The 23,225-nt window shown below is 47.2% G+C and carries 25 protein-coding genes; 14 read left to right on the forward strand and 11 right to left on the reverse strand.

Going from position 1 to position 23,225, the window contains the following annotated elements; translation table 11 throughout:
* Positions 1-18: 18 nt before the first annotated feature.
* On the reverse strand, positions 19-1,137 hold the full coding sequence (mnmA, locus tag GGU45_RS18915; protein WP_435227413.1) for a tRNA 2-thiouridine(34) synthase MnmA: 1,119 nt from the start codon (positions 1,135-1,137) through the stop codon (positions 19-21).
* 213 nt (positions 1,138-1,350) lie between these two features.
* On the opposite strand from mnmA, the gene GGU45_RS18920 reads away from it, so the two are divergent.
* From GGU45_RS18920 to GGU45_RS18935, 4 genes are all read left to right on the forward strand, one after another.
* A complete protein-coding gene (locus GGU45_RS18920) occupies positions 1,351-1,764 on the forward strand; it encodes a single-stranded DNA-binding protein (protein WP_435227415.1) in 414 nt (137 codons plus the stop codon).
* Between the two features lie 123 nt (positions 1,765-1,887).
* Positions 1,888-2,967, forward strand: a complete 1,080-nt coding sequence (locus GGU45_RS18925) for an Ldh family oxidoreductase (RefSeq protein ID WP_435227417.1) — start codon at positions 1,888-1,890, stop codon at positions 2,965-2,967.
* Between the two features lie 107 nt (positions 2,968-3,074).
* Positions 3,075-4,397 carry an aspartate kinase gene (locus tag GGU45_RS18930; protein ID WP_435227419.1) on the forward strand — a complete coding sequence of 441 codons (1,323 nt, stop codon included), beginning with the start codon at positions 3,075-3,077 and terminating at the stop codon, positions 4,395-4,397.
* A 115-nt stretch (positions 4,398-4,512) separates the two neighbouring features.
* Positions 4,513-5,166 (forward strand): alpha/beta fold hydrolase, encoded by a 654-nt coding sequence (locus GGU45_RS18935; RefSeq protein ID WP_435227421.1) that lies wholly within the window; start codon positions 4,513-4,515, stop codon positions 5,164-5,166.
* Positions 5,167-5,298: 132 nt separating this feature from the next.
* Here the strand turns inward: GGU45_RS18935 and GGU45_RS18940 are convergent, their stop codons facing one another.
* The 3 genes from GGU45_RS18940 to GGU45_RS18950 form a co-directional block, all read right to left on the reverse strand.
* Complete coding sequence (locus tag GGU45_RS18940; protein WP_435227424.1) at positions 5,299-6,168, reverse strand: universal stress protein; 870 nt, start codon at positions 6,166-6,168, stop codon at positions 5,299-5,301.
* Between the two features lie 213 nt (positions 6,169-6,381).
* Positions 6,382-7,947, reverse strand: a complete 1,566-nt coding sequence (locus tag GGU45_RS18945; RefSeq protein ID WP_435227426.1) for a trypsin-like peptidase domain-containing protein — start codon at positions 7,945-7,947, stop codon at positions 6,382-6,384.
* Positions 7,948-8,078: 131 nt separating this feature from the next.
* Entirely contained in the window at positions 8,079-9,122 is a 1,044-nt protein-coding gene (locus tag GGU45_RS18950; protein WP_435227428.1) for an acyl-CoA reductase, read from the reverse strand.
* Between the two features lie 70 nt (positions 9,123-9,192).
* Here GGU45_RS18950 and GGU45_RS18955 point away from each other — a divergent pair, with 70 nt between their 5' ends.
* The 5 genes from GGU45_RS18955 to GGU45_RS18975 all read left to right on the forward strand — a co-directional run bounded on the left by GGU45_RS18955 (position 9,193) and on the right by GGU45_RS18975 (position 12,280).
* A complete protein-coding gene (locus GGU45_RS18955) occupies positions 9,193-9,540 on the forward strand; it encodes a 4Fe-4S dicluster domain-containing protein (RefSeq protein WP_435227430.1) in 348 nt (115 codons plus the stop codon).
* A 16-nt stretch (positions 9,541-9,556) separates the two neighbouring features.
* On the forward strand, positions 9,557-9,934 hold the full coding sequence (locus GGU45_RS18960) for a DUF5618 family protein (RefSeq protein WP_435227432.1): 378 nt from the start codon (positions 9,557-9,559) through the stop codon (positions 9,932-9,934).
* Between the two features lie 9 nt (positions 9,935-9,943).
* Entirely contained in the window at positions 9,944-10,933 is a 990-nt protein-coding gene (locus GGU45_RS18965; protein WP_435227434.1) for a D-alanine--D-alanine ligase, read from the forward strand.
* A 175-nt stretch (positions 10,934-11,108) separates the two neighbouring features.
* On the forward strand, positions 11,109-11,951 hold the full coding sequence (locus GGU45_RS18970; protein ID WP_435227436.1) for a PASTA domain-containing protein: 843 nt from the start codon (positions 11,109-11,111) through the stop codon (positions 11,949-11,951).
* 20 nt (positions 11,952-11,971) lie between these two features.
* The gene (locus GGU45_RS18975; protein ID WP_435227438.1) at positions 11,972-12,280 is read left to right on the forward strand and encodes a rhodanese-like domain-containing protein; all 309 of its coding nucleotides are present in this window, start codon (positions 11,972-11,974) and stop codon (positions 12,278-12,280) included.
* Positions 12,281-12,358: 78 nt separating this feature from the next.
* Here the strand turns inward: GGU45_RS18975 and GGU45_RS18980 are convergent, their stop codons facing one another.
* Entirely contained in the window at positions 12,359-13,006 is a 648-nt protein-coding gene (locus GGU45_RS18980) for a hypothetical protein (protein ID WP_435227440.1), read from the reverse strand.
* A 126-nt stretch (positions 13,007-13,132) separates the two neighbouring features.
* Here GGU45_RS18980 and GGU45_RS18985 point away from each other — a divergent pair, with 126 nt between their 5' ends.
* The 4 genes from GGU45_RS18985 (at position 13,133) to GGU45_RS19000 (ending at position 16,931) form a co-directional block, all read left to right on the forward strand.
* A complete protein-coding gene (locus GGU45_RS18985; RefSeq protein WP_435227442.1) occupies positions 13,133-14,752 on the forward strand; it encodes a pyruvate dehydrogenase complex dihydrolipoamide acetyltransferase in 1,620 nt (539 codons plus the stop codon).
* 80 nt (positions 14,753-14,832) lie between these two features.
* Positions 14,833-15,195 carry a CoA-binding protein gene (locus tag GGU45_RS18990; RefSeq protein ID WP_435227444.1) on the forward strand — a complete coding sequence of 121 codons (363 nt, stop codon included), beginning with the start codon at positions 14,833-14,835 and terminating at the stop codon, positions 15,193-15,195.
* 52 nt (positions 15,196-15,247) lie between these two features.
* Entirely contained in the window at positions 15,248-15,784 is a 537-nt protein-coding gene (locus GGU45_RS18995; protein WP_435227446.1) for a YceI family protein, read from the forward strand.
* A 13-nt stretch (positions 15,785-15,797) separates the two neighbouring features.
* Positions 15,798-16,931, forward strand: a complete 1,134-nt coding sequence (locus tag GGU45_RS19000; RefSeq protein ID WP_435227448.1) for a lipoprotein N-acyltransferase Lnb domain-containing protein — start codon at positions 15,798-15,800, stop codon at positions 16,929-16,931.
* A gap of 471 nt (positions 16,932-17,402) precedes the next feature.
* On the opposite strand, the gene GGU45_RS19005 is transcribed toward GGU45_RS19000, so the two are convergent.
* Complete coding sequence (locus GGU45_RS19005) at positions 17,403-18,410, reverse strand: beta-ketoacyl-ACP synthase III (RefSeq protein WP_435227450.1); 1,008 nt, start codon at positions 18,408-18,410, stop codon at positions 17,403-17,405.
* 101 nt (positions 18,411-18,511) lie between these two features.
* On the opposite strand from GGU45_RS19005, the gene ruvA reads away from it, so the two are divergent.
* Positions 18,512-19,099, forward strand: coding sequence for a Holliday junction branch migration protein RuvA (ruvA, locus tag GGU45_RS19010; protein ID WP_435227452.1), 588 nt, complete (start codon positions 18,512-18,514; stop codon positions 19,097-19,099).
* A gap of 254 nt (positions 19,100-19,353) precedes the next feature.
* On the opposite strand, the gene GGU45_RS19015 is transcribed toward ruvA, so the two are convergent.
* The 5 genes from GGU45_RS19015 to GGU45_RS19035 all read right to left on the reverse strand — a co-directional run bounded on the left by GGU45_RS19015 (position 19,354) and on the right by GGU45_RS19035 (position 23,187).
* Positions 19,354-19,776, reverse strand: coding sequence for a VOC family protein (locus GGU45_RS19015; protein ID WP_435227454.1), 423 nt, complete (start codon positions 19,774-19,776; stop codon positions 19,354-19,356).
* A gap of 99 nt (positions 19,777-19,875) precedes the next feature.
* On the reverse strand, positions 19,876-20,958 hold the full coding sequence (locus tag GGU45_RS19020; protein WP_435227456.1) for a fatty acid desaturase family protein: 1,083 nt from the start codon (positions 20,956-20,958) through the stop codon (positions 19,876-19,878).
* A 99-nt stretch (positions 20,959-21,057) separates the two neighbouring features.
* Positions 21,058-21,801: a bacillithiol biosynthesis deacetylase BshB1 gene (bshB1, locus tag GGU45_RS19025; RefSeq protein WP_435227458.1), complete on the reverse strand. Its 744-nt coding sequence runs from the start codon at positions 21,799-21,801 to the stop codon at positions 21,058-21,060.
* Positions 21,802-21,943: 142 nt separating this feature from the next.
* Positions 21,944-22,231 carry an HTH domain-containing protein gene (locus tag GGU45_RS19030; protein ID WP_435227460.1) on the reverse strand — a complete coding sequence of 96 codons (288 nt, stop codon included), beginning with the start codon at positions 22,229-22,231 and terminating at the stop codon, positions 21,944-21,946.
* Positions 22,232-22,479: 248 nt separating this feature from the next.
* The gene (locus GGU45_RS19035) at positions 22,480-23,187 is read right to left on the reverse strand and encodes a hypothetical protein (RefSeq protein WP_435227462.1); all 708 of its coding nucleotides are present in this window, start codon (positions 23,185-23,187) and stop codon (positions 22,480-22,482) included.
* Positions 23,188-23,225: the final 38 nt, after the last annotated feature.

A 23,225-nucleotide genomic window follows, 5' to 3' on the forward strand; every position in this document is an offset into this window, starting at 1 on the left:
CGTTTGGATTGTTATATTTCAGATAACGGGTAAAGGAAGTTTTCTTCCGGCCTGGATAATGCCCCCGCCAATTACATCATCGCCTTCATAAAATACCGCACTTTGCCCCGGGGCTACCCCCTTGGCGTCCTGGTAAAAAGAAACCTTCACTGCATCACCCTCCATGTACAGGTTGGACAGGGTTCCGGCGTCTTTATAACGGATTTTTGTAACGGCTTCCATCCCTGGGGTTAAAGTGTCGTATTTGATATAATTGATCCGGGTTACCAGCATTTCATTCTTTTCCAGATCCTCTTCCTCGCCTAAAACAACCGTATTGTCACCGGGGTTAATCTCCGTTACAAATACCGGCCGCCCCAGTGCAATATCAAGTCCCTTCCGCTGCCCGATGGTATAAAAGGGATATCCTTTGTGTTTGCCCAGCACTTTTCCGTTTTTGTCGATGAAATTACCACCATTAACGCGCTCTTCCAAACCTTCAACCCGTCTTTTTAAGAAACCGCGGTAGTCATTGTCCGGAACAAAGCAGATCTCATAACTTTCGCTTTTTTTGGCTAACTCGGGATAGCCGTAGTCCATCGCCATTTGCCGGATCTCTGTTTTATGAAAACCACCCAGGGGCAAAATAGTGCGGGCCAGCAATGCCTGATCCACCCCCCAAAGCACATAGCTTTGGTCCTTGGTATGGTCCACCGCCTTGCTGATCACATAACGGCCATTATCGTGCCGGCGCACTTTTGCATAGTGACCGGTAGCAATAAAATCGCATCCCAGGGCATCGGCCCTTTTTAGCAAAGCCCGCCATTTAATATGGGTATTACACAGTACACAGGGGTTTGGTGTGCGCCCGGCCAGGTATTCTTCTACGAAATCATTCACCACAAAATCGCCAAACTCCTCGCGGATATCTAAAATAAAATGGGGGAAACCATGCTGAACGGCCGCCATACGGGCATCATTAAAGCTATCCACATTGCAGCAGCCCGTCTCCTTTTTTCCGCCGCCGCTACCGGTATAATCCCATGTTTTCATGGTAATGCCGATCACTTCATAGCCCTGATCGTTCAGCATCAGTGCAGCCACCGTACTGTCAATGCCACCGCTCATGGCCACTAAAACTTTTCCTTTCTTGCTCATAATATTAATTTGCAAAGATAAATGAAGATTCTGCAATTAGGATATGGGGATGGCGGGGGTAGCGCCGCCTGCTTTTTTCTTTGAAAGAAAGGGTTGTAAAGTGCTGTAAATCATTGTTTACGGAGATTATCGCGGTTTGGTAAAATTTTAGGTGATTCTGTCTGAAAATACTATCTTGCTAAATTATTTTTACTAAATCAAAATTTGAGCACTATGTTAAAGATGCAGATTATCGGGAACCTGGGAAAGGATTGTGTGGTAAATAATGTGAATGGGAAAAGCGTTATCAATTTTACGGTGGCCCATACGGAACGGTTTCGCGATGCTCAGGGCAATAACCAGGAAAAGACCACCTGGGTAGACTGCGCCTGGTGGACGGACCGTACTGCCATATCCCAATATCTTACCAAGGGAAAACAGGTGTATGCCGAAGGAAACCCGGAAGTAAGAAGTTTTACCCGTGCAGACGGCACCAATGGCGCCGTGCTGTCGCTGCGGGTGCGGGAAGTGCAGCTGCTGGGCGCAAAGGGCGAGGGTGGTGTGCCGGTTGCCAACAGCAGTTATAATACAGGCACGGCCAGTGCGGTGCCCGCGGGTGGGGATGCCGCAGATGATCTCCCGTTTTAAAAAATTCTGATAGCCGGTAAGGCGGTAACACGGTAAGTAAGGAATAACCCAAAAAAGACCTTCCCCGTTTTTCCGCCTTCCGGCTAATTTATTTTTCCGCTTCTTTATTGTTACTTTGTGATCATGCAGGATACCACATTTGCTTATCAGCAATTACTCGATTTTACCATCCGGATTTTTAAGAAGATAGGTTGTCCCGATACAGATGCTGCAACTGCGGCAACCGTACTGCTCTCCGCAGATTTGCGCGGTGTGGACTCTCACGGCGTTGCCCGTCTTACCGGGTATGTACGGCTATGGGAGGCCGGCCGGGTAAACGCAACGCCCCAGATAAAAGTGTTGCATGAAACGCCTTCCACTGCGGTGGTGGATGGCGACAGTGGCCTGGGGCTGGTAGTAGCACCCTATGCCATGGAACTGGCCATTGAAAAAGCGCGGCAGGTAGGCACTGGTTGGGTAAGCGTTCAGCACAGCAACCACTACGGCATAGCCGCGGCCCATGCTATGAGGGCGCTGGAGCATGATATGATCGGTATTTCCATGACCAATGCCAGCCCACTGGTAGCGCCTACATTCTCCACATCAAAAATGCTGGGTACCAATCCCATCTGTGTGGCGGCTCCTGCCGGCAATGAACCGGCGTTTGTAGCAGACCTGGCCACCACCACCGCGGCAAATGGAAAGCTGGAAATATTACAGCGCAAAAATGAGGCAGCCCCTACGGGTTGGGTACAGGACGCGCAAGGCCGGGACACCACAGATGCAGGTATCCTTAAAAATGGAGGCGCCTTACTGCCGCTTGGCGGAGACCGGGAGCATGGCAGCCATAAAGGCTATGCATTGGGTGCAGTGGTCGATATTTTTTCGGCATTATTAAGCGGAGCCAATTATGCTCCCTGGGTGCCCCCGTTTCCGGCTTATGTGCCGATGCCGCTCCGGCAGCCGGGAAAGGGAATCGGGCATTTTTTTGGCGCCATGCGTGTGGATGCCTTCCGGACGGTGGCGGAGTACAAGCGGGATATGGATGACTGGATCAGCGGGTTCCGCAATGCGGATACAATCAGCGGACAGGAACGGGTATTGATTCCCGGCGATCCCGAGCGGGAAATCGAGGCAGAGCGACGGACAGCCGGCATTCCGCTGCTGCCCGTGGTAGCAGCAGATCTGAAAGCGCTTGGAGAAAAACTAGGTGTAATATTTTAAAGGATGCTGCTAACTGGCGATTTTTTGCGAAATTTGCGACCGGGCAAAAGGACTTGGAAGAAGCAGTAACAAAACCAAACAGTAAAAAGAAATAAATAAGAAGAGCCATGAAGGTAATGAAATTTGGAGGTACCAGTGTTGGTAAACCAGAGCGGATGAAACATATTGCATCGCTTTTACAAAATCAAAATGAAACTGCCGTAGTAGTGCTTTCCGCACTTTCCGGTACGACAAACGCACTGGTTGAAATCGGGAATGCTATTGCCCGGGGCGACCGGCATACTGCCCAGCAAACCATCAACAACCTGCAGGATCATTACAATCAATTTATAAAGGAACTGTTGTCTTCCGAAACAGCGCTGAAAAAAGCACAGGCCATTGTTGACGAACATTTTGAGTTTTTAAATATCATCTTAAAGATATCTTTTAGCGAAGCGCTGAGCAAGGATATTCTTGCGCAGGGAGAATTGCTTTCTACAAAAATATTCTCTGTTTATCTTGAAGAGCAGGGCGAAGCCTATGCCCTGCTGCCGGCATTGGAGTTTATGAGTATCGATGAAAATGAAGAACCGCAGATCGGCAGCATCCGCATCAAGTTAACGCAGCTGCTGAATCAACATACCGATAAGAAGATCCTGGTAACACAGGGCTATATCTGCCGCAATGCGCGGGGCGAGGTCGATAACCTGAAACGAGGCGGCAGCGACTACACCGCTTCATTGATTGCAGCGGCAATCAGCGCATCTGTTTGTGAAATCTGGACGGATATTGACGGCATGCATAACAACGATCCCCGGGTTGTGGGCACTACAAAGCCGGTAGAACAGCTCAGCTTTGAGGAAGCGGCAGAACTGGCCTATTTTGGTGCAAAAATCCTGCACCCTGCGTCAATATGGCCTGCACAGCAGTACAAGATACCGGTGAAACTGCTCAATACAATGGAGCCGGGAGCAAAAGGCACCCTTATTACCCAGGAACCTTCGGGCGCCGGGGTAAAAGCAGTAGCGGCAAAAGATAATATTTACGCCATCCGCATAAAAAGCAGCCGGATGCTGCTGGCCTATGGCTTCTTAAGAAAAGTATTTGAGGTGTTTGAAAAATACAAGACCTCGATTGATATGATCACTACATCCGAAGTAGCTGTTTCACTTACAATTGACAATGCCGAGCACCTGGAGCAAATCATAAAAGAGCTGGAAGTATTGGGCACCGTATCCATAGACAGGGACCAGACGATTGTTTCTGTAGTGGGGTACCGGATCAATGAAACGGAAGAAATTATCAAAAAATTGTTTGGCTCCATCCGCAACGTGCCCATTCGTATGGTGTCTTATGGTGGAAGCCAGCATAATATATCGCTCCTGGTGGCGGCCGACGAAAAACTGCACCTGCTGAAACAGCTCAACAAGGGAATGTTTGGATTGGATTAGCGGGGAGGAAGCGTTTAAAGTTTAAGGTTTAAAGTTTTACGTAGGATCCTGATAGGGTTTCATACTCGATATGATGTCTGGATTCTGAGATCTGATAGCTGAAAACAAAAAGTCATTGAACCTTTATTGCATACCGGGTTTTGGGGTTGATGAGCGTATTTACGGCAACCTGTCCCTGGACAATGTCCACCTCTGTTTCCTGAATTGGCTGGATCCTGAACCTGGTGAAACCTTTAATGCCTACGCGCGGCGGATGGCCATGAGAATTAAAGAAGAAAACGCCGTACTGGCGGGCATTTCGTTTGGTGGTATGCTGGCCCTCGAAATTGCAGGGTTCAAAAGTATCCGGCAGGTAATCCTTTTATCCAGCGTAAAATACCGGTCAGAACTGCCCTGGTATATGCGGTTTGCAGGCCAGCTCGGCTTAAACCACATAGTCCCCATAAAAAGGATACAGCAAAGTAGCATAGCCTTCAGGATCGCCAACAGAAGGCTGGGGGCTTATACCGCCGATGAACGGGAATTTGCAAATACCTATCGCAAAACGGCAAACCTCAACTATGTAAAATGGTCCTTCGATAAGATCGTGAACTGGAGAAATACGGCTGATTTTAAAAATGTAGTGCATATTCATGGAGACAAGGACCGCATCCTGCCAGTAAAAAACATGAGGCCGGATTATATAATAAAAGGAGGTACCCATATGATGGTATGGAACCGTGCGGCAGAGATCAGCGCCATTATCAGCCTGGTACTGAGGAGAGGATGAATTTGTGACTTTTATAACCGGTCTGTTCAATTTTTTATCTCTGTTCCGTATAAACTTAAACCCTGCCTAACCGGACCGGCTTCTGCATTTTTCATTGAGTGTTTCATTTTTTATTCATTGACGCTATAAGCCCTATTCATCCCTTAACCGCAAAACGGGTATGGTGGTATTCCATGCGATCTGTTTACTAATGCTTTTATGGAATAACTGTCCCAAAAAACTGCGCTCATGATGCACAAATGCCAGAAGCGAGATATGATGCCCGGTTACAAAACTTTCAAGGCCGGCTTCTATATGTGACGCCTCCACAAAATGCACCACTGGATTCATCCGGTGCAGCTGGGCTTTTAGCGCACTTACTTTTTCCTGGTTGGCCGCATCCGCAGGATTTTTATTAATGGTAACCATCTGCAGCTCCTTAACCGGCAGGTTGGTCATTAATTGTTCCAGGTGCCCGATGGTTGACGCGCTCAAAAGCTCCAGGTCCGATGCCAGTGCTATTTTGTCGGGAACGGTATTTGCCGGTTTGGGAGGAACAATCAGCAGCGGCTGGTGCAAGCTTTCAATGGCTTTTATCGCATTGCTACCGATGAGTATTTTTTCGAGTCCTGATTTTCCGGTAATACCCATCACTACAAGATCGTACCCCTCTTTTTCTGACAGCTCATTGGCGGCATCTCCCAAAAAACCTTCCATAACCAGGGTGGTAATGGTTACCATTGGATAGCGGGCTGCCAGCTGTGCCTCAAGGGCGCTCATTTTTTCCAGGCCACTTTCCTTCAGCACTGCGGCCTGTTCGGTCATCAGTGTATAATCCATAAGCCCTGTTGTACCTTCAATGCCAATGCTGCCCGGAGGGTCTGACCTCAAAAGAACCGGGGGCTCGTATACATGCAGCAGTGCCAGTTCCTCTATTTGCCAAAACGGAGCAAGGCGCAGCGCGTAATGAACGGCATGCGCCGCATTTTCAGAAAAATCGGTAAGCACCAGGATCTTTTTCATACAGAATTTTTTATGCTTGGGGGCTGCAGGATCATGTCTCCTCAACAATACTTTGCCTGAAAAAACCTGCCCGGGGAATTTCTGCTGCAACACCGCTTCTGTTATCAATGATAAATACCGGTAACCTTGTTGATATACTACCATAAATATACCAAAAAAAAAAGAAGACCCGCAAACCGCGGGCCTTCCGTATATCAGAATGCTTTATTCTGTTTAGAAAGAACCAGAATCTTCATCATCTCCATTGAGATTGATCTGGTAGGAGTACTGGCCGCTGTAGCCCGGGTAAATACCCTCCAGTTCAATTTTGCTGCTCCGGCTGCCGGCCAGCACTTTTGCAAGTTCATCAATTGATTTTACACGCTGCCCGTTCGCTGCGGTAATTATAAAGCCCTTGTCGATCCGGCTTTTGCTCAACAGGCCATTAGGACGGATGTTTTTGATTTCAACCCCTCCGCCATGCAGGCGCAGTTGCTCCGCTCTTTTAGCATCTACATTGCCCAGTTCAACACCCAGCTGATCTGCAATCTGATCGGCGTTGGTGAGTTTGCTGGCGCTCGGTTTGTCGGACAGTGTTACGTTTGCCGAAACTTCCTTCCCGCCCCTCAGGTAGGTCAGTTTTACTTTGTCGCCCGGCTGCGCGCTGGCAATAATTCCGGACATCTGTAACCCGGAAGAAACAGGTGTGCCGTTTACTTTGGTAATAATATCGCCCCGCTTTACCCCGGCTTTTGAGGCGCCGCCATCGGCCGGTGCTTCCAGTACATATACGCCATCTCCGCTCTGCAGGCCCGACAGTTTGAGGCGCCGCTCATTTTCACCCGGGGTTTTTTGTTCGTCAAAATAGCTGATGCCCAGGTAGCCGCGTTTTACATCACCGTATTTGATAATGTCGTTTACCACTTTTTTTACAATATTAACCGGTATGGCAAAAGAATAACCGGCATAAGTACCGCTTGGAGCCAGTATGGCCGAATTGATCCCCACCAGCTGCCCATTGGTATTGATCAGCGCGCCGCCGCTATTGCCCTGGTTTACGGCCGCATCGGTTTGAATAAAAGACTCTACCGGCGACATACTCTGCTGCCCGTTAATGCCAATGCTGCGGCCCTTGGCGCTAATGATACCGGCTGTAACCGTAGCTTCCAGGTTGAAGGGATAACCAACCGCCAGCACCCATTGCCCCAGTTTTACATCATCAGAATTGCCATAGATCATGTAAGGAAGGTTATTGGCCTCAACTTTCAAAACGGCAATATCGGTGCTTGGATCGCGCCCAACCACTTTGGCTGTATAGGTTTTGCGTCCCTCGTTCAGGGTTACCTTTATTTCGGACGCCACGCCATCACCGCCATCAGAAACCACGTGGTTATTGGTAACAATATAGCCATCCTGGCTGATGATAACGCCGCTACCCGAAGCACGCTGTTCGGGACGCATTTGGGGACCCAGGCCAAACATGTCGCCAAAAAAATCCTCAAAAGGATCGCCGCTCTGGCCCCTGCGGGGTAGTCCGTTGTCCAGCTTTTTAGCCGGTATTTTTGTTTTAATATGCACTACGGCAGGGATAGCCGATTCGGATGCCTTTGTAAAATCGGTGGGTTCGGCTGCGTTTCCCTTATTGTCGAAGAAGCTGGCATAGTTTGCCGGTAATTTTCCATCTACAGGCACACCTACGGTGCCGTTGCCATTGCGCGCAAACTTTCCATAAAGGAAAATGCCGGCAAAGGCAGACAGCACGCTGATCACAATCACTAAAAGAATTTGTTTCAATTTCATTTTACGATTCAATTTAAAAGTTTCATTTTCAAAAATTATGCACTGCTCATACAAAGTAACAAACTGTGTTGGACATTCGGAAGCGCAGACAATCAGTTTAACAAAGTTTTACTAAAGTCTTCGTACTTTGTTCAGCCTTCATTGTGAAACGCTGTTTTGTTAAAGGTACCCTCATTCAGGGAAATTAAAAAGGCAAGGGTATCCTCACCATCTGCATACTGGTTAAGCGCCGGCGACTGGGCGCTCCCAAACGGGATGCCGTCATCGCCTGTCATGCACTGTACCGATGGGTTGGCGGCCAGCTCATTCATCAGCGCAGACCGGTTGTTGTAGAACGAATAGTTCAGCTGGCTCACGGGCGAAAACAGTCCTGCGTCTTCTACCAGCAATAGGGCCGGTGTGCTCATATAAAACCGGTTATTGAGCAGGTATAAGGCCAGGTTATAATCGTAGTTGTTTTTGTATTTATGCACATCGGCCAGGTAGTCATATTTTTTTAAAGCCTCTAATAACGGCTCAAAATCATATTGCTCCGGTACGTAAACCTGGGTTACATTGCGGCAGCCCCTGCCAAAATAAAGACAGATATCATCCGCCAGTGCGCCAAGCCCGGCCTGGGTTTCATTGCCCGTAAGTATTGCCACGGAAGTACGGTTGCGGCGGATGAGGTGTGGATATTTTGCAAAATAATAATCAAAATAGCCGGCGGTATTATCGCTGCCGGTAGCAATATAGGCATCGCAGCCTTTTAGCAGGGTAGAAAAACGGATCCGTTCAGCTACCTCCGGCTCCCAGGAAATCATTTGGGCTACCAGGTGGTGGATCAGTGTTTCGTCCTTCGATGAAGCCTTCACCAAACAATGATGCCCCGATATAAAAACACAGAGCAGGTCATGAAATCCGACCAGCGGTATATTTCCGGCCATCACCAGCCCCACAAGCCGGGGTTCCTGGTCCGCTGCCGCAAGGCGCGGGTAAGCTTCCGTCCAGCTCTTTAGCAGGGGCTCCTGCAGGAATGCGGCGGCAATATTTTGTACAGACCGGTTAATAAAATCCGGTAAAAACCATCCGTTGCTCCGGAAGGCCCGTTCTTTTGTATCCTGCCAGGCTTCACTGTTGCCCTGCATATAAGCACCCAATTTGACCAATAAGCGGATGCGTTGTGATAATGTCATCTTCAATGATTAATTTTGTACAAAATAAATAGATTACAGCTTACGTTCAATCAAATAATTTTAATAGATTATGGCTATAAAAATAACAGAAGAGTGTATAAACTGCGGAGCTTGTGAGCCGGAATGCCCAAACAATGCCATCTATGAAGGCGGGGTGGAGTGGACCATCTCCGATGGAAATACCGTTACAGGGGAATATAAATTGTTTAATGGCAATGTGGTGGATTCTCATTTTAAAAACGCGCCCATCAGCGATGATACCTACTATATTGTTCCGGATAAATGTACAGAGTGTCAGGGCTTTCATGAAGAACCCCAGTGTGCATCCGTTTGCCCGGTAGACTGCTGTGTACCTGATGAAATGTACCAGGAAACAGTGGAAGAGCTGCTGGCCAAAAAAGAGAAGCTGCATCTTTAAGAAAAAAACCAATATTATGAATACACCAATTGAAGAAGCCAAACGGTATATGGCTAATGCAAAAGCGATACTTTCGGAAAAGGCCGGAAAGTTGGAACATTTTTATACCGATAAAAAATACGTAAAGCTGGCGGGCCATGCGGCCTACAGTGCAGTGCTGGTGGCATTAGACAGCGTTTTTGCGGATGGAAAAAAAGGCCGGAAAAATGTAGAGTGGTACCGGGATCAGCTGTCGTTAGAAAATAAAAAAATGCTCAGCTACTTTGTCAGCGCCTACGATACCCTGCATTTGGCTATGGGCTACGATGGCAATCCCAATGCTAAAGTAGCCAAGGCCGGACTGGACGATGCCGAAAGAATTATTAAATGGGTGGAAACCACGAGGCGTAATTAACAATCATTTATGCAGAAGAAGAATATTGCATTGGTAACCGGCGGACTTTCGGGCGAAGCGGTGATTTCCTATAAAAGTGCTGCTACAATAGAAAAGAACCTGGACCGGGAAAAGTACAACGTTTATGTGGTGGACATTAATCCTGAAGGTTGGTTTTATACCGATAGCACAGGTGTAAAAACAACGGTGTTCCGTGATGATTTTTCGATCGTCGAAAACGGACAGAAAATTCGCTTTGATGCCGTGCTGATTGGTATGCACGGCACTCCGGGCGAGGATGGAAAGCTTCAGGGCTACCTGGATATGCTGGGTGTCCCATATACCGGTTGTGATGCCGCTACTTCGGCCATTACCTTTAATAAAAGATATGCCGTTGCCATAGCCAAAATGGCGGGTATTGCGGTGGCTAATTCCCTGCACCTGTTTGCCCATACCCCGGTAGCAGCGGCCACCATCGCCGGCCAGTTGCAACTCCCGGTATTTGTAAAACCCAATAACGGCGGCTCCAGCATAGGTATGAGCAAGGTAACAGGGGTGGATGAACTGGAGGCAGCCATAGAAAAGGCATTTGGGGAAGATACCCAGGTATTGGTGGAGGAAATGATTGCGGGGCGCGAATTTACCGTGGGTGTGTACAAGTCGCACGGCGCCATCCGTGTGCTTCCGCTTACAGAGGTGAAGGCGCACGACAGCAAAAGTTTTTTCGACTTTGAAGCAAAATATGAAGGAAAATCTACGGAGATAACCCCCGCTGTAGTAGCTGCTCCCATTGCTCAAAAAGTAAGGGAGGCTGCAACAAGGGTTTATGAAGTGTTTAATTGTCGCGGTGTGGTGCGGATCGATTTTATTTATAACGAAACGGAAGACCGGCCCTATATGCTGGAGGTAAATACCATTCCCGGGCAGAGTGCCGCCAGTATTGTGCCACAGCAGGTTGCGGCAGCAGGAGTATCGCTCACCGATTTTTACAGTCTTCTTGTGGAAGAATGTTTCGCTTAGAAAGAGGAGGTTCGGGTTTAGCGTTTCCGGTTCAAAGTTTCACGTTCGCTGCCGTTCCATACCTGGTTTCCACATTTCCACATTTTCACATTTCCACATTTCCAAATCCTCAAATCTTCAAATTGCCTAAAGCCGATAGCCGAATTATCCTATATTTACCAAGAATAATCAATACATGTTCCGTTTTATAACAAGAAGACCACTTTGGGTAAATATACTTGCCGGCATCATCCTGGCGCTGGCCATTTTTTCGATAGTGATTCTTTCTCTGGGATGGCTTACACACCATGATGACGCAAAAACGGTACCCCCGCTGTTGGGAAAAACACTGGCGCAGGCAGAAAAAATCCTGACCGATGCCGGCTTTGAGCTGGTGGTGCAGGACAGTGTATTTAACGATACATTAAAACCATTACAGGTAGTACGGCAGGTACCCGATGAGTACGAGGTAGTAAAGTCAAACAGAACCGTGTATCTGACCATTAACCGTGCGGAGCCTCCGCTGGTTGAAATGCCGAATATCGTAGGCTATAGTTTAAGAAGTGCGGAGTTTACGCTGACTAATATGGGGCTCAAGCTGGGCGATACCACGTTTAAACCGGATTTTGCAAAGAATACGGTACTGGAACAGCAGTACAACGGTGTGGCTATCCAGCCGGGGGCCAAGATAAGGCAAGGCTCCCGGGTTGATCTGATTATCGGAAGCGGACTGGGTACATCCTTCCTGGTACCCAACCTGGTAGGGCTTACCTATACCGAAGCAAAGGACCTCCTGGAAGGTAAAGGTATCGGGCTGGGATCGGTGATCCCTTCAGCCGGAGTTACAGATACCGCCGCTGCTTTTGTGTACCGGCAAAGCCCCGAGCGGTACGATGCAGAAGGCAACTCCCGGTCCATTCGTCCCGGTCAGATCGTGGATGTCTGGTTAAGCCTGGAGCGGCCGGTTATGGATTCAACGGGCAGTGACAGCAGGAAAGACTCACTTTCGAAGGAAGAGCCCCCGGCTAAACCGGAATAAAACGTTTAAAATACAGAAACATGAATACCATCACTGTTCAGGAACTGAAAAAAAGGATTGACGGCGGCGAAAAAATCAACCTGGTTGATGTAAGAGAGCCGGCAGAATATGACGAGTACAATATTGGCGGTCAGCTGATTCCCCTGGGTAAAATACAGAATATGGAAGTGGAGGAACTGGAGCCGTTAAAGGAAGATGAAGTGATCATACACTGCCGTAGTGGAAAACGGAGCGCTGCGGCCTGCCTGATGCTGGATGCTATGGGGTTCAAAAATACCGTTAATGTAGAAGGGGGTATCCTGGCCTGGCAAGATGCATTTGGGCAGTAAAGCAGAGCAACCACTTTATAAAATAATAACAGGGCGGATGTCATACTTTAGACATCCGCCCTGTTATTGGGACTATCCTCACTTTTTGCTTTTTTCGGTATAGGGAACGATCCGGTACCCGGATTCCGGGAGATCGAATTTTGACAGCGGTACGGCCCCAAAGTCAATACTGGAAACCGTATACGTCACTTTTGTTTTGCCATCAGACGCGCCATATTCCATCACCAGCCCCGGAAGGTTCTTGTTAAGGTATTGGAACTCGGTGTTCACCGGGATAAGGTCTTTGGTAAAATAAACGGTAAAAACGGTTCCATCGGTCATTTTGCCGGTAGCTTTCTGGCAGTTGTAATTGGCAATGGTCTTAAATTCGTTTTCAACGGTGTAAGAAATGTTCTCGTTTTTCTTATTATGATTTTTCCAGTCGGCTGCGGTGAGCTTCATCATATATTTTTCACCATAGTCCTTTAAAATGGTAACGCCCCCGGTTTTACCATCAATGATTACAGACTGTGTGCCCAGTGAACTGATCATGTCTGCCCGGCTGTCATTCCCTTTCAGGTAAATGACATTGGTGGCGCCATCCAGCATATCGGCCTTGCCCGGCTTTTCATTGCCGGTATTAATGACGATGTCATAATAAATGGTGGCCTCAGTCAGTTTTTTCTGCCCCCAAATTGCGGTGGTTAACAGCAACCCCGTCAATACTGTTAAAACTGTTTTTTTCATTTCTATTCAATACTTTGTACAGACGCGCCAAATTAGGGAAATGGTTGCGTACAAAAAAATGGAGCTCCTGATCTTTTCCTGCAAATTCATCATTTTATCTTAATTTCGGCGAAAATAAATTAGGTAATGGCTGAGAAGATATTAATGCCCCGTTTGAGTGATACCATGACAGAAGGAGTTATCGCAGATTGGCATAAAAAAGTAGGAGATCCTGTTAAAAAAGGCGATTTGCTGGCAGAGATTGAAACGGACAAAGCCACGATGGAGTTGGAGAGCTATAAAGATGGAGTTATTCTTCACCTGGGCGCTCCCAAAGGAAGTAAATTACAGGTAGATGACTTGTTGGCGATAGTAGGCGAAGCAGGAGAGGATATCTCCGGTCTCATGGGTGGAAATGGCAGCGGAACCCCCACAGCGGCAGCTCCTAAAGAAGCCCCCAGGGGGGAACCCGCGGCAGCGGCAGCAGCCCCGGTGGATATCTCAAAAATGGAAGAAGTGGTATTAATGCCCCGTTTGAGCGATACCATGACGGAAGGTGTTATTGCCAGCTGGGCAAAAAATGTGGGAGACCCGGTGAAAAAAGGGGACCTGCTGGCAGAAATTGAAACCGATAAAGCCACCATGGAACTGGAAAGCTATAAGAACGGAACCTTGCTTTACCAGGGAGCGGCAAAAGGAGAAAAGATACAGGTGAACGATCTGCTTTGCATTATTGGCGAAGCGGGTAAAGTAGATGTAGAAGCAGTAGTTGCTGCAGTTAAAGGCGGAGCTGCCCCGGCTTCGGAGGCTGCAACAAACAATGACGTAGCTGCGCCCGCAGCAGCCCAGGCCGCACCACCCGCAGCGGAAACAGCCCCCGAAGCGGCGGATGGCCGTATAAAAGCCTCACCGCTGGCGAAAAAACTGGCGGCCGAAAAAGGGGTAGATCTGAATAGTGTAAAGGGCAGTGGCGACAATGGACGAATCATTAAATCAGATATTGATAACTATCAGCCGGCATTAGCTGCAGCCCCGGAAACGGGTGTGACCGGAGCAGTTGCACCGGTATCCGTACCAGCCGGGCAGGTAAGTTTTGAGGAAGTTCCGGTTTCGCAAATGCGCAAAGTAATTGCAAAGCGGCTGGCAGAAAGTAAGTATTCGGCCCCCCACTTCTATCTGACCATGCAAATTGATATGGACAGCGCAGTGGCAAGCCGGGCAAAGATCAATGAAACAAGCCCTGTAAAAATATCCTTTAATGATTTTGTTTTAAAGGCCTGCGCGGTTGCATTAAAGAAGCATCCGGCTGTAAACAGTAGCTGGCTGGGAGATAAGATCCGCATTAACCATCACATAAATATCGGTGTAGCTGTAGCGGTAGAAGAGGGCCTGCTGGTGCCGGTAGTGCGTTTCGCAGATGCAAAATCATTGTCGCAGATTGCAACCGAAGTAAAGGAATATGCCAGGAAGGCAAAAGATAAAAAACTGCAGCCGGCCGATTGGGAAGGAAGCACATTTACAATCTCTAACCTGGGTATGTTTGGTATCGATGAATTTACGGCCATCATTAACCCGCCAGACGCTTGTATTTTAGCGATCGGCGGTATTTCACAGGTACCCGTTGTAAAGAACGGTGCTGTTGTGCCGGGAAATATCATGAAGGTGACATTGAGTTGCGACCACCGGGTGGTGGATGGCGCTAAAGGGGCAGCCTTTCTTCAAACACTGAAAGAGTTGCTGGAAGAGCCCCTTCGGATGCTGGTTTAAAGTAAAATAAACGGAAAATAAAACAAACAGGCTGCAACCTTTTTAAGGGGCAGCCTGTTCTATTATACGGGAAAAAATGTATGAACAAAAAAACAGTGGTACTGGGTGCTTCGGAAAACCCTGAGCGTTACAGCAACATGGCGGTAAAGCGCCTGCGGTCACATGGCCATGAAGTCGTTGCTATCGGCAAGCGGGAAGGGCAGATTGATGACGTTGCTATACAAACGGTACAACCAAAGGAACAGGATGTAGACACGGTAACCGTTTACCTGAACCCCTTGCATCAGCAGCAATATGAAGCCTATATTCTGGAGTTGCACCCCAAAAGAATTATCTTTAACCCCGGCGCGGAAAATAATGCCCTGGCGCAAAAGGTTAAAGAACATGGTATTGAGCCGGTTGAAGCCTGCACCCTGGTATTATTGACTACCAATCAGTTTTAAATGATCAACCCCGGAAAGCGCTCGTCCATAAAAATCAATAAAAAATAAGCAGATGATAAAAATAGCACTGATACTGGCTGCAATCCTTGTGTTCCAATGCGTGCCCGCCCAATCGTTAAAACCTGTTGAGGCCGAAAGTAAAGTTGCATTTGTAATCCGGAATATGGGCATGGATGTGGAGGGTAGTTTTAAAGGATTAAAAGGCAGCATCGTCATCAACCCCGCAGATTGGAGCAAAAGCAGTTTTGACGTAACGGTGGATGTGAGTACGATCAGCACCGGCATTGAGAAAAGGGACAATCATTTGAAACAGACTGATTTTTTTGACGCAGCGCAATATCCCGAGATTCGCATCAAATCTACCCGGATCCTTCCCAAGCAGGGGGGCGTTTACTATGCCGAAGCCGTGCTTACCATGCATGGGGTAGCCCGCAATATTAAATTTGATTTTATTACTAAACCGGTGGAAGGAGGCTTTTTGCTAAGCTCTAATTTTTCACTGAACCGGCTGGATTATAAGGTTGGCCGGAGCAGCATAACCATGTCGGACAAGGTAACCGTTATGCTTTCCGTTTTAGCCAAGAAATAAGCCCCGGCATTTGATGGTACCAATACGACTGGTTGGGCTGCTATTGCTGTTGGCCGGTGCTTTGGGCACAAAGGCACAACTCCGGATCAGTGTTCTTACCTGCGGAACGGGAGATGCATTGTATGCTTCCTTTGGACATACAGCTATCAGGATCACGGATAGCGCCGGGGGTACGGATGTGGTATATAACTATGGTACTTTTGATTTTGCAGACCCCGCGTTTTATTCAAAATTTACGTTAGGTAAACTATTATATTTCCTGGATAAGGAGGACTTTGACAGTTTTTTGAATACCTATGAGGAGGAAGGCCGGAGTGTGGCGGAACAGGTGCTGTACCTGGATCCTTTGGACAAAATAAAAGTGCGGAACTTTCTCGAAACAAATTTTTTACCCCGGAACAGGGCTTACCGGTATGATTTTCTTTTTGATAATTGTGCTACACGGGTACGGGATATTTTTCCGCGTGTACTGGGGCCTTCGTTTCAATATGGAACCCTTCCAGGCGCGCAAAAGATGAGCTTCCGGCAGGTGGTTGATGGTAACCTGGCCGGCAAACCATGGCAGCGTTTTGGTATTGATCTTATATTGGGCAGTCCGGTAGATGCGCAGATGAGCAATTGGCAGGCCATGTTTTTACCGGGTTATCTTTACACCGGTTTGCAGCATGCACAGTATAATGGGAGGCCGCTAACAGCTGGCCAAAGCATTTTTGAAGGAGGCGCGCACAAGGCGGTTAGGGGAGTGAGCCCGGTATTCTTAGTGTTTTTAGCGTTGTTTGCGCTGGTGCTATCTGTACACTTTATAAAACCCTTAAAGCGGTTTAATTGCGGTGTGGATATTGCGTTTCTTTTAATCACCGGGTTACTGGGATTGCAGTTGCTGTTTATGTGGTACTGCACCAATCATCAGGCCTGCGCCCGTAACTGGAATATTTTATGGGCTTTTCCACCTAATGTTTTTATTGCTTTTTCAAAGCGGAGCCGGCTCCGGAAGTATTGCTGCATATTAGCCATTGGCGGGCTTGTTGCAGCGCTTATAGTCCATTTTTTGGGTGTGCAACAGTTACCCTTAAAAGAAATAGCGCCGCTGCTGGCGGCGTTGCTGGTTATTTACGGGTATTATATAAAAGATAGCATATCCCAATAAAACCAGGCAACGGTAATTAAGGAGTGTTCAAGGTTTAATGTTCAAAGTTCTTTCGAAATCCTTTGAGTGGATTCTTTCCATGAGTCCAGCGTTGAAAATTGAGAATCGGGAGATGAGACACTGAGATCACGATCAATCTTGTGTTGCATTCTCAGTTCCCGTGCCTGATATCAGCGTTTAGCATTTAGCGCTTAGCGTTCAGCACATCGTTTAATATCTGGTGATCTATTTACCATTGACTACGGCCCTTGTTTTTTGGGCGACATACGGACAAGGCAACCCGGGGGAAGGTTTCACGTTTAATGTTTCAAGTTTGAGGTTAGCTCCGGTTTTGTACCTGATGTCCGATTTCCGGAATGGGGTAAATATGATTTAAAAGCTGATAGCGCATAGAAAAAGCTACCCAAAACCTGTCGGTTTAGGACCGGGATGAGTACTCCTTTTGCATTTAAAATTCCGAATTGGATAGTTTTACATTTCCTTAGGGTTATAAGCCCATTCCACAAGGGTAGCGCCCCAGGTAAAGCCTCCGCCAAAGGCCGCCAAAACGATCTTATCGCCGGTTCTTAATTTATTTTCCCATTCCCAAAGACAAAGGGGGATGGTTGCCGCAGTTGTGTTTCCGAATTTATGAATATTGATCATCACTTTTTCGTGGGGGAGGCCCATGCGCTGGGCCGTGGCATCAATAATACGAAGGTTGGCCTGGTGCGGTACAAGCCATGCAATATCATCACCGGTCAGCTGGTTGCGTTCCAACAGCTGGGCACTTACTTCTGCCATACCCGTAACTGCAAATTTAAAAACGGTCTTTCCTTCCTGGTAAGCATAGTGCTCCCGTGCTGCAACGGTTTCGGCGCTTGCCGGATACATCGACCCGCCGGCTTTCATTTTCAGGTACTGCGCACCACTGCCATCGCTCTTGAGGAGGCTGTCCTTTATTCCATGTCCGTTTGAGGAAGGCTCCAGCAGTACTGCGCCGGCGCCATCGCCAAAAATAATGCAGGTGGCACGGTCGGTATAGTCGATAATTGAGCTCATCTTATCGGCACCCACCACCACCACTTTTTTATAACGTCCGCTTTCGATCAGTGAAGCCCCCAGGGTCAGCGTGTATAAAAAACCGGAGCAGGCTGCAGAAACATCGAAACCCCAGGCATTTTTGGCACCGATCTTGTTGCAAACAAGATTGGCTGTAGCCGGAAAAACCATATCGGGGGTAACGGTGGCAACAATCAGGCAATCGATCTCCATCGGATCAATGCCTCGTTTTTCACAAAGCCGCAGTACGGCAGGTACTACCATTTCAGATATACCTTTTCCTTCCCCCCTCAGTATCCTGCGCTCCTCAATGCCCGTCCGGGTACGGATCCATTCGTCTGTAGTGTCTACAATTTTCTCCAGGTCCAGATTGGTTAACCTGTCTTCAGGAACATATCCGCCCACCGCCGTTATGGCTGCTGTAACTTTGTTGCTCATCTGGTAAAAAAATTTAGCGCCAAAGTTAGGGTGAATGCGCGGGAATTTGAAATCAGAAATGAGAAACCTGAAATTAGAAATTAGAAAATTACATTTGCGGTATGTATGCATATCTGAAAGGGGGGTTCGTAAACAAAACGCCATCCTCTGTAATCATCGATGTTAATGGAGTAGGCTACGAGGTACACATCAGCCTGAACACGTATTCAAAGATTGAAACGCAAAAGGAAGGCCTGCTTTTTACACACCAGATCATAAGAGAAGACGCACAGCTTTTGTATGGCTTTGCCGACAGTAAGGAAAAAGATATTTTCCTGGGGTTAATAAGTGTATCGGGGATTGGCGCCGGCACGGCAAGGCTGATCCTTTCTTATATGAAGCCGGATGAGATTGTGAAAGCGATCACTTATGGCGATGCAAAAAGCCTTGAGCGGATTAAGGGTATCGGCAAGAAGACGGCGGAACGTGCCGTGCTGGAGCTAAAAGATAAACTGGGGAAATTGCATATCGATCTTCCGGTTGCGCTTAGCCCCGCTACTGCTCCATCGGTAAGGCAGGATGCTGCGGAAGCCCTGCAGGCATTAGGTATCCAGCGCAGCCAGGCGGAACAGGCCGTAGAAAAAGTGCTTGGACTCGAACCGGAAATCAGCCTGGAGCAGCTGGTAAAAAAAGCACTGAAAGGGATTTAATGTAGTTTCAGGTTTAAAGGTTCAACGTTTCATGTTGGGGATGGTTTGGCGTTTGAAGCGGAGTTTTCAATCGCGGATTTGTACTGCCACAGACAGCAGGGAAGCAAATACCGAAATGCTAAGGGTCCCAATATCAGAAATCAAGCACCCGGATCTCTGGACTGCACCTGATCGCTAATGATTGATAACTGAAGGCAGCGGACCGACCCCTGGCGTATATCTCACTTTTCACTAAAAACGACCTCCACGGCAAATTACTCAAATATCGCCGGATCATTGTTGATCTCGATCCAGTAGTTGTCCGGATCGCGAAGCCAGATCTGCTTTACACCATCTACGCGGTTGGTAACTGCCGATCGTTTGCCGCTCACATCTTCATAGGGAACTTTATTTTGATCCAGCTTGCGGATAAAGTTCTCCAGCGATGGTACGGAGAAGCACATGTGGTTATTTTTAAAGTATTCTTTGGGCTTATCGGCGCCCAGGATAATGTGCAGCGTTGTTTTGGGCCCCGTCTTAAACCATGCATGCTTCCCTATTTTAAAGGGCTCGGCTACCTGCTCCAGCCCAATAATATTTGCATAAAAGGCCGCTGCTTTTTTAAGATCGGTTACATAAATAGCCTGGTGGTTGGATAATACCACTGTTTTTTTAGTTTCCTGTGCAGATAGGCTCATTACTGACAAGATAAATAAAATAAGCGTTGACTGAACTTTTTTCATAACGGCAAACATTAGTACAGCCAAATATATTGATTTTATCTTTTGCCACCACCGTTAATGCGCGCTTTCCGGCCTGCTCAGTTCTTTCAGATAAGACACATGCGATACAAACGCATGACGCACCTGGGGGTATTCGATATAGTTTACTTTGAACTCGGCACAGGTATTCTTAATAATCTTATTGATCCGGGGATAGTGGATATGGGAGATTTTCGGAAACAGGTGATGCTCTACCTGGAAGTTCAGGCCACCCATAAACCAGCAGGCCAACCGGTTGCGGGTTGCAAAATTTGCGGTGGTTTTTAATTGATGAATAGCCCACTCATCATCAACCTTGTTGTTTTGGGTATTAACAATGGGGAAATGCGTATGTTCTACCGTATGGGCCAGCTGAAAAACAACGCTCAATACAAATCCGGAAAAAAGCGTATATACAAGGAAGCCAATCAACCAATCCTCTAAGCCCAGCATGTAGATGGGGAATCCAACAAACAGAAAAATATGCAGAAGCTTAAATCCCCAAAAAGTGATATGGTCCTTTGCCTTCATTTTCTTTAAAGGGATATCACCCACTTTCCCGGTAAAGTATTTTTTATAATCAGAGAAAAAGATCCAGAAAAGATACAGCAGGGAATAGGCCGCCCAGAAATACAGATGCTGATAGCGGTGCATCTTGTAATATTTCTGAGTTTCGCATAACCTCAAAAAAGGTTTGGCATCCAGGTCGTCATCAATACCATCGATGTTAGTATAGGCATGGTGAATCACATTGTGTTTCATTTTCCACATAAAAGTATTGGCGCCAAGGAAGTTTAAGGAGGAGGCCGCCAGGGTATTTACCCAGGGTTTGCTGCTAAAGCTTCCATGGGCTCCGTCATGCATGATGTTAAACCCGATAGCCGAGGTAAAAAGACCCAGCAGCAGACATTCAACAATGGCCCATGTAGTGGAAGGTGTAAAAAACACCAGGTGAATATAAGTAGCCAGAAAACCAACCACCAGGAATAAGGCCTTGGAGTACAGCCGTAAGTTGCCGGTACTGCGCACCCCTTTTGATTCAAAATAATCGTGTATCCGATTTTTTAAAACCGTATGAAATGAGGGAGGCGGAGGAGTTGCAAACTTTGGGAAAGCCATTGTCAGATATATTTAATATTGGGCTGCAAAGGTAATCAAAATGCGTCAGCCCACTGTTGCAAATTATGGTAAAATATTTTCTTTTATTTTAACGTTTTATCAGGTTTCATTGAGTATTACAGATGACAGATTTTCCATGCCGATCACTTTTGTGGTCAGCAGCCCCTCCGCATACTGTACCCCGATGCGTTTCCCAAGCATCCGGCTCCGGGCCAGAATGCTCTCCCGGAACCCGGGAGTAGAGATATAAGTTTGAGGTTCAGGATCATTAGGGTCTGTCTGGCCTGTGTAAAACTGGGTTGCATAGGCCTCAATGGCTTTCATTTTGATGTCGATTACCTGGGTAATATCGATCAGCACATTGGGCTCATGATACCAGTCCTGCATATATTGAAAAAAATAGGAGGGACGCCATTTTTCCTGCGGCTTACCATCATCACCGGTCGTTTCTATCTTTGATAGCCCGGATAAAAAGCAGGCATCGTTGATCAGGTGGCCGGCGCGGCCATGATCCGGATGCCGGTCTTCTAATACATTGCCCAGTATAATGTTAGGCCGGTATTTCCGGATCACTTTGATCAGCCGGAGCTGGTGCTCCTCATCATTGCGGAAAAAACCATCGCGCATTTTGAGGTTTTCGCGTACGGCAACCCCCATAATTTCTGCGGCAACTGCTGCTTCCCGGTGCCGGGTCTCTTTTGTACCCCTGGTGCCCAGTTCCCCCTGCGTAAGGTCGATAATACCAGCCCTTTTACCGGATTGTATTTCCCGGAGCAGGGTTCCGGCGCAGCACAGTTCCACATCATCGGGATGAACGCCAATAGCGAGTATATCCAGTTTCATTAACGAATGTTTGTTTTTGTTTTGTATTGAAGCAACCTGTTTGTATCTATTGGCAAAGAAACAAAAGAAAAGGCAAGAAAGTTCAATTGCTGGGGAGGCAATACTTAGAGCTTATTTAAAATTTAAACAGGCTTTTAATGTTTCATTGTTCCTTAATAACCCATTGTCCTCCCCTGGAAGCACCCTTCCGTTCAATGACCCTCTTTGTTTTTAATGCATCCAAATGTTTTTGTATGGCCGATTCGTTGATTTCAAAAGCCGCCGCTAATGATTTCCTGCTCACAGAAGGAGCTTCTTTTAACATCCCTAATATTTCTATCTGGCGTTTGCTTAATAATGGTTTCTGACCACCTTTCTGCGAAAAAATGAACTCGATCCTGGTAAAATTTATACCTTGTTCAATCAATGGCTTACGCTTGCTAAATTGCATCCAGCCGGATTCCATTTTCCCAAATCCAAACCCGGCGTTTTCAGCAAGATTTATAATTCTAAAGAGTTTGGCTGGTTTTCGATCCTGGATACCAGATCCTGGATTCTGGATTCTCGATTTTGGATTTTCAATTTTGTGATAGACAGGAAGCGCCGGTCTTTGATTTCAAGCTATGCCTGATTCCTGTTTGAAATTTGATGATTTTCAAATGGACAGAGCCGGGAATTTAATGTCAGTAATCTCAGTGCTTAAGGCGCTGCCTGCACCAGCGTCCGTATTTCCTGCAAAAAACCTCCTTTAAAAAGCAGGGTATTCCTGGTAATTGTTTTTTGATCGGGCTGCCGGTAATTTAAATACCATTCAGACGAAGCAGCCATCCGGCTGTCGTAAGGCTTGCTGATAAACTTTGCAAAAGCGGAAATAGCCGAGAAATAATTTTTATATTTTTTGGTTGACTGAAGTTGCAGCATTTTTCCGTATGCGGCATCCGTGGCATCCCCAACAGAAATGGTATACCGGTATTGCCGCCCCAGCGGCCACCGCGCCAGCTGCCGGCCCTCCGGGTTATAAATGGCTTTTATCCGGTCGTTTTCGATTTGGAATAATATGAATTCGGAAGGAGCCCACTTGTTGCTCAGCTGAAGATCCGCGTAGTACCCCAGTTTTCCTTTTAGTTTTTCAATTCCCGTAAACTGGGTGTTCGTGACCCAAAGAATGTCGATATTTTTTTCTAATGCAATCTGTTTAATTTTTTCATAAACCGTTTGGTGGTCTGTGCCAATATGCAGGCCCAGCAAGCTGCCGGACCTGAGGGTGTCCGCAGAAAGTAAGCGGCCCTCGATGGGGTCAATGACAGGTCCCGGTCTCAGGTCTTCCTTTTGGCAGGAAGAAAAAAGAAGGCAGCAGGCAAGGAGCGGCCCCCAAATGAAGTGTAATTGTTTGCAAAAATGATCCATATCGTTCAGCAGCTTTTTAATAAAGACGCATTGGGGTA

Source organism: Niabella hirudinis (genome assembly GCF_051201075.1).
Lineage (GTDB): Bacteria > Bacteroidota > Bacteroidia > Chitinophagales > Chitinophagaceae > Niabella > Niabella hirudinis.